Source organism: Bradyrhizobium sp., assembly GCF_049519115.1.
Lineage (GTDB): Bacteria > Pseudomonadota > Alphaproteobacteria > Rhizobiales > Xanthobacteraceae > Bradyrhizobium.
On the sequence record NZ_JBEKRB010000150.1, the window covers coordinates 1 to 4,469 of the forward strand.

The 4,469-nt window shown below is 57.2% G+C and carries 2 protein-coding genes and 2 pseudogenes; 2 read left to right on the top strand and 2 right to left on the bottom strand.

Going from position 1 to position 4,469, the window contains the following annotated elements; all coding sequences use genetic code 11:
- Positions 1–126: pseudogene (locus ABSE61_RS36165) on the bottom strand (transposase); the annotation flags it as partial.
- A 664-nt stretch (positions 127–790) separates the two neighbouring features.
- Here ABSE61_RS36165 and ABSE61_RS36170 point away from each other — a divergent pair.
- Positions 791–1,421: pseudogene (locus ABSE61_RS36170) on the top strand (LabA-like NYN domain-containing protein).
- Positions 1,422–1,971: 550 nt separating this feature from the next.
- Positions 1,972–2,826 (top strand): transglutaminase-like cysteine peptidase, encoded by an 855-nt coding sequence (locus ABSE61_RS36175; protein ID WP_423875949.1) that lies wholly within the window; start codon positions 1,972–1,974, stop codon positions 2,824–2,826.
- 142 nt (positions 2,827–2,968) lie between these two features.
- Here ABSE61_RS36175 and ABSE61_RS36180 read toward each other — a convergent pair whose 3' ends face one another.
- Positions 2,969–4,381 (bottom strand): ISNCY family transposase, encoded by a 1,413-nt coding sequence (locus ABSE61_RS36180; RefSeq protein ID WP_423875950.1) that lies wholly within the window; start codon positions 4,379–4,381, stop codon positions 2,969–2,971.
- Positions 4,382–4,469: the final 88 nt, after the last annotated feature.

Here is a 4,469-nt window from a genome sequence, read left to right on the forward strand (position 1 = left end):
ATCTTTGGCGTAACGGATGACAGAAAGCGCGCCGGCCACAAACAGGCCGCGCAGATAGCGGTCACCCTGCTTGCTTATATTGCCGAGCCTGTTCTTGCCTCCACTGGAGTGCTGCTTCGGCAACACCGGAACTCCGCCTTCACCGGTTCGATGTACAACCGTAACCGGCAAGCAGCTTGTTGGATCTTGGATTTCAGACGATCAAGGGCCCTTGGGCCGAGCCCCGCCACTTCCGCAAATCAGCCGGATGGCCCCGCCGCCGTGTCGTGAGCTGGACCGGATCGAGGGTGAGTTCGAGAACGGCGGCGACCCGAGGGACTCCGAACCCCGTTATGCCGACTCCTTAGCTGGGTCGATATATTTGGCGCTGATTGCAGAAGCAGAAAGAATGCCCTGTAAGCATTGTACATGGCTGCGGGTCGGCTAAGTTCCGAACCCCACATGACAATATTTCCAGCGGTCGTGCGCACGTGCCATTTCCACGCGCGCCCGCGCTTGTTCAATGCTATTTCAAAAACTGGAAATTCGTCACACATTGCCGGCGAGTCTTATCGGGTTTCCTCGCCAAAGAGCGGTAAAAAGATGCCGGTCGGCAATCATCAACCAGCATTATTTTCTGCGAAAAGTATTTGAAACTTAAAATATTTAGATGTACCTCATGATGGCCGTGGCTTCGTTTTAACTGCCGCTTCGGGCATTGCGAGATCCCAATACCCCACGATCAAACTAAAGTGGGCGTTGATTTGATGGTCCCTTGCCTCCGTATCTATTTGTAAAGGTCAGCATCTGGATGAGATCTTCCTCCAACAAGATTGCACTGTTAATTGACGGCGCAAATCTCTACGCGACCGCCAAGACGCTCGGCTTTGACATCGACTACAAGCGTCTGCTCAAGGAATTCCAAAGCCGCGGAACCCTGCTGCGTGCCTTCTATTACACCGCAATCATCGAAGACCAGGAGTTTTCGTCGATCCGTCCGCTGATCGACTGGCTCGATTACAACGGCTACACGGTTGTCACCAAGGCAACCAAGGAATTCATTGACGCCAGCGGCCGCCGCAAAGTGAAGGGCAACATGGACATCGAGCTCGCAGTCGATGCTATGGAGCTCGCCGAGCACGTCGACGAAATAGTGCTGTTCTCCGGCGACGGTGATTTCCGTTCGCTGGTCGAAGCGGTGCAGCGCCGTGGCGTGCGGGTTACGGTGGTCTCAACTATTTCGAGCCAGCCGCCAATGATCGCCGACCACTTGCGGCGCCAGGCCGACGTCTTCACCGATCTGGTCGAGCTTCAGTCCAAGCTCGGCCGCGACCCATCCGAGCGTCCAGCTTCGCGCGAGACGCGTCATCACGCGCCGCAATTCCTGCAGCGCTCGACCCACCACAGCGCCGAGGGATGACGACGATATCAAGGGTTTATAGAGCGAGCCTGTGCGGTTCTTTGTGAAGCTCGCAGCCACGCTCTGCCCACGTACGCAACGGGTCTATAGGTTATGGCATAAGTTGGCCGGTGGCGGATGACGGCCTATGATCCGGGAGCGGTCATCACCTCCCGGTCTGTGGGTGACCTGAAGCGGTCCCATGCGGACGTCACAAACTTAGAGCGACGAAATCGCTGTATCGACAATTAAGCTCGGGCAGTTCGGAATACTGATTTTGACTGCTGTGTGCTCATCTTATGGGAATAATCCGCCTTCCCGTTCTAATCTGAGTGATTGACAGCTCGCTTCACAGCCAGAGCTTTTTAAAAATTAGTGTGGGTTCGCGTTCTCAGAGTTTGCGATGCTCTCGTCGCAGCTGGATCCGACGACTCAAGAGTCCGTGAATTGAGCGTGAACGCTAGTCACCCGCGAGCGTTACGCGGAGATAAGCGAGATCGTCAAAGCAGGGTTGCTCGCAGGCAGCTTGGTCCCAAACCCCACCGGCACTAGCTCAGCGAGAGTTATTTTCTCTCGAGGAGAAGGCCTGTCGGATGTCCGCTTTCGCCGGCACCCCAAGTCAGTCTGTTATGCGCCATGGCGGAACTTATTGGGCGACTCTCGCGTCGGCGTGGGTGGCGGGTTTCTTGCTGGCTGGCGCAGTTTACACGTCGCAGCCGCCCAAGCTTCCCACCAACCCCGCTCCAACTGTGGCTTATTTGGCTGCCAACGAATTCGAGGCTGTCTCATTCATAGAAGATGGAGCGAACGCGGCGACCGCGCCGCCCGAGTCACCTGCGCGCAATGATGAGCAAGGCGCTCAGTTGTTCGGTATGAAAACCGAGCTTGTCGCCTCGGGCGAGTTGCTGGAAAAATGGCAACACGTCGAGGCCGCGATGGCTCAAGATTTCGCGGTGGTTGCGAAATGCCATGCAAATGGAGCCTGCCCTGTCGCCGCGCAAAAACTGATCGACATAAGCGCGAAGGGCGCTGGACGAAGCGGCCGGGCACGTGTCGGGCTGATCAACCGAGCTGCGGACCTCGCCATCAGCCCCGCCAGTGACGAGATCCAATGGGGCGTTGCGGATCATTGGAGTGATCCGTTTGAAACGCTCCTATACAATCGCGGTGACTGTGAGGACTACGCGATCCTCAAATATGCTGCGCTCCTGGAAGCTGGCATTCCCAAGGACGATGTGAAGATCGTTATCTTGAGAAACTTCTTCCCACATGAAGATCATGCTATGGTCGCAACTCGCGTCGATGGGCAGTGGCTGATCCTTGACAATCGTACGCTAACGCTGGTGCGCGACTTAGACGTCACGCGCGCGATCCCGAAATTCGTGCTCGACCACGAAGGGGTCAAGCGGTTCAATCTGGCGAGTCAGAATCGACGAGTTAGCAGTTGATTCGTGCGCACGGCCTTCCGCTCAACTTACGGGTCCCGATCGAAGGCGTTATACAACCGCTTATTACGGGAACGACGGCTTTCGACAACAACGGCTTTGTTGCAACCAAGTTGAGATCCTCGGTCTGTGCAAAGTTGAAATGTCACTCGGCGGCCTCGCTGGGAGCGTGAGCCGGCGCCGCGGAGACCACCATATCGGAGCGGCGCCGGCCCCGACGGGAAGCTTTTGACTTCGATTTGGCGGCCTCAGCCATTCGCAAGGCACGATTCTTTAGGAGTCCGGACGCCTGGCTTGAGCGCCGCGGCCCCTTCGGAATGGTGTTGAGGCGTGGCTGCCGGTCTTGCTGTTCCTTGATCCAGGCCAGAATCTCCCCGAGACGCTTGTTCTCGACAATGGCCGCATGACTGACGCGCTGCAGCTTGTCGAAGGCGGAGTAAGGCAACGACTTGCCTTTCCAGCGAACCTCCAGTCGCCCATCCGGAAAGTCATAGATATCGACCATTTTGCCACGGAGGCGAACCGCTATACCTTCAGGCTTAAGCGTCAACTTCATACGACTGTAGTTCACCACCAGTTGGTGCGACACCTGACGCTGCTCGCGCCAGCACAGGACTTCATCCAGATCCTGCCGGGGGTCGAGCAAACGGTGGAGATCCTTGTCGCGAGCCGGGAGCTTGGCAAAGCGACCGTTGTAGTTGGCGATGAAGCTCGGCAGAAACGCGTTTGCCGCCTCGATCGTGCTGATGCCGGCGAGTCTCAGCTCCTTCACCAGACGATCCTGCAGCGTATGATGGGCGCGCTCGACGCGTCCCTTCGCCTGGCTGGTATTGGCGCACAAAATCTCGACGTTGAGTTCCGACAACGCCCGTCCAAACTGGGTCATTCCATTGCCGCTGACCGCGTTCTCGTTCGACACCCGAAAGATGGAATGCTTGTCGGAGTAGAAGGCGACCGGTTTACCGTGACGACGAAGATAGGCCTTCAGCGCCTCGAAATAGGCAAATGTGCTCTCCGATGCGACAAAGCGTAGCTCCATCAGACGGCTTGTCGCATCGTCGACGAACACCAGTAACGTGCAGACCGCTGCACGATCCTCGAACCAGCGATGCTCTGAGCCGTCGATTTGGACCAGCTCACCAACATGCTCGCGGCGATGCCGAGGTTGCTGAATGCGCTTGCGTTCAGCGCGGGACATCCAGATCCCCGCCTGCCGCATCCAGTTGCGCAGCGTCTCCCGCGAAACTTTGAGATCATGACGCTCCGCCAGCTTCTCGGCTGCGAATGTCGGTCCAAAGTCTGCGTAGCGCTCCCGCACCAGAGCGATCGCATGATCACGAACCACATCCGGCAAGCGGTTGTTCGAGGGACGACCGCGGCGCTGATTGGCAATCGCTAAAGCGCCGCCAGCGCGATATCTTCCCAACAGCCGATACGTTTGCCGCAGCGTTACCGTCATCAGCTCAGCCGCTGCTCGAGCCGTTAGTCTGTCGCCGTCTAGCCGTGCCAGAACATCAAGACGGTTCAGCTCGCGCTTGCTCATCACCACCATGCCCATCGAAATGACAGCCTCCGAACTCCCAAAAAGGAGCAGAAACTGACATCTCTACTTTGCTCAGTGCTGACATTTTAGCTTTGCTGCTACA

What these genes read in the sequence shown, in the direction of transcription:
- ABSE61_RS36175 (WP_423875949.1), top strand. Translation starts at nt 1,972, where the DNA reads ATGTCCGCTTTCGCCGGCACCCCAAGTCAGTCTGTTATGCGCCATGGC.
- ABSE61_RS36180 (WP_423875950.1), bottom strand. Translation starts at nt 4,381, where the DNA reads ATGGGCATGGTGGTGATGAGCAAGCGCGAGCTGAACCGTCTTGATGTT.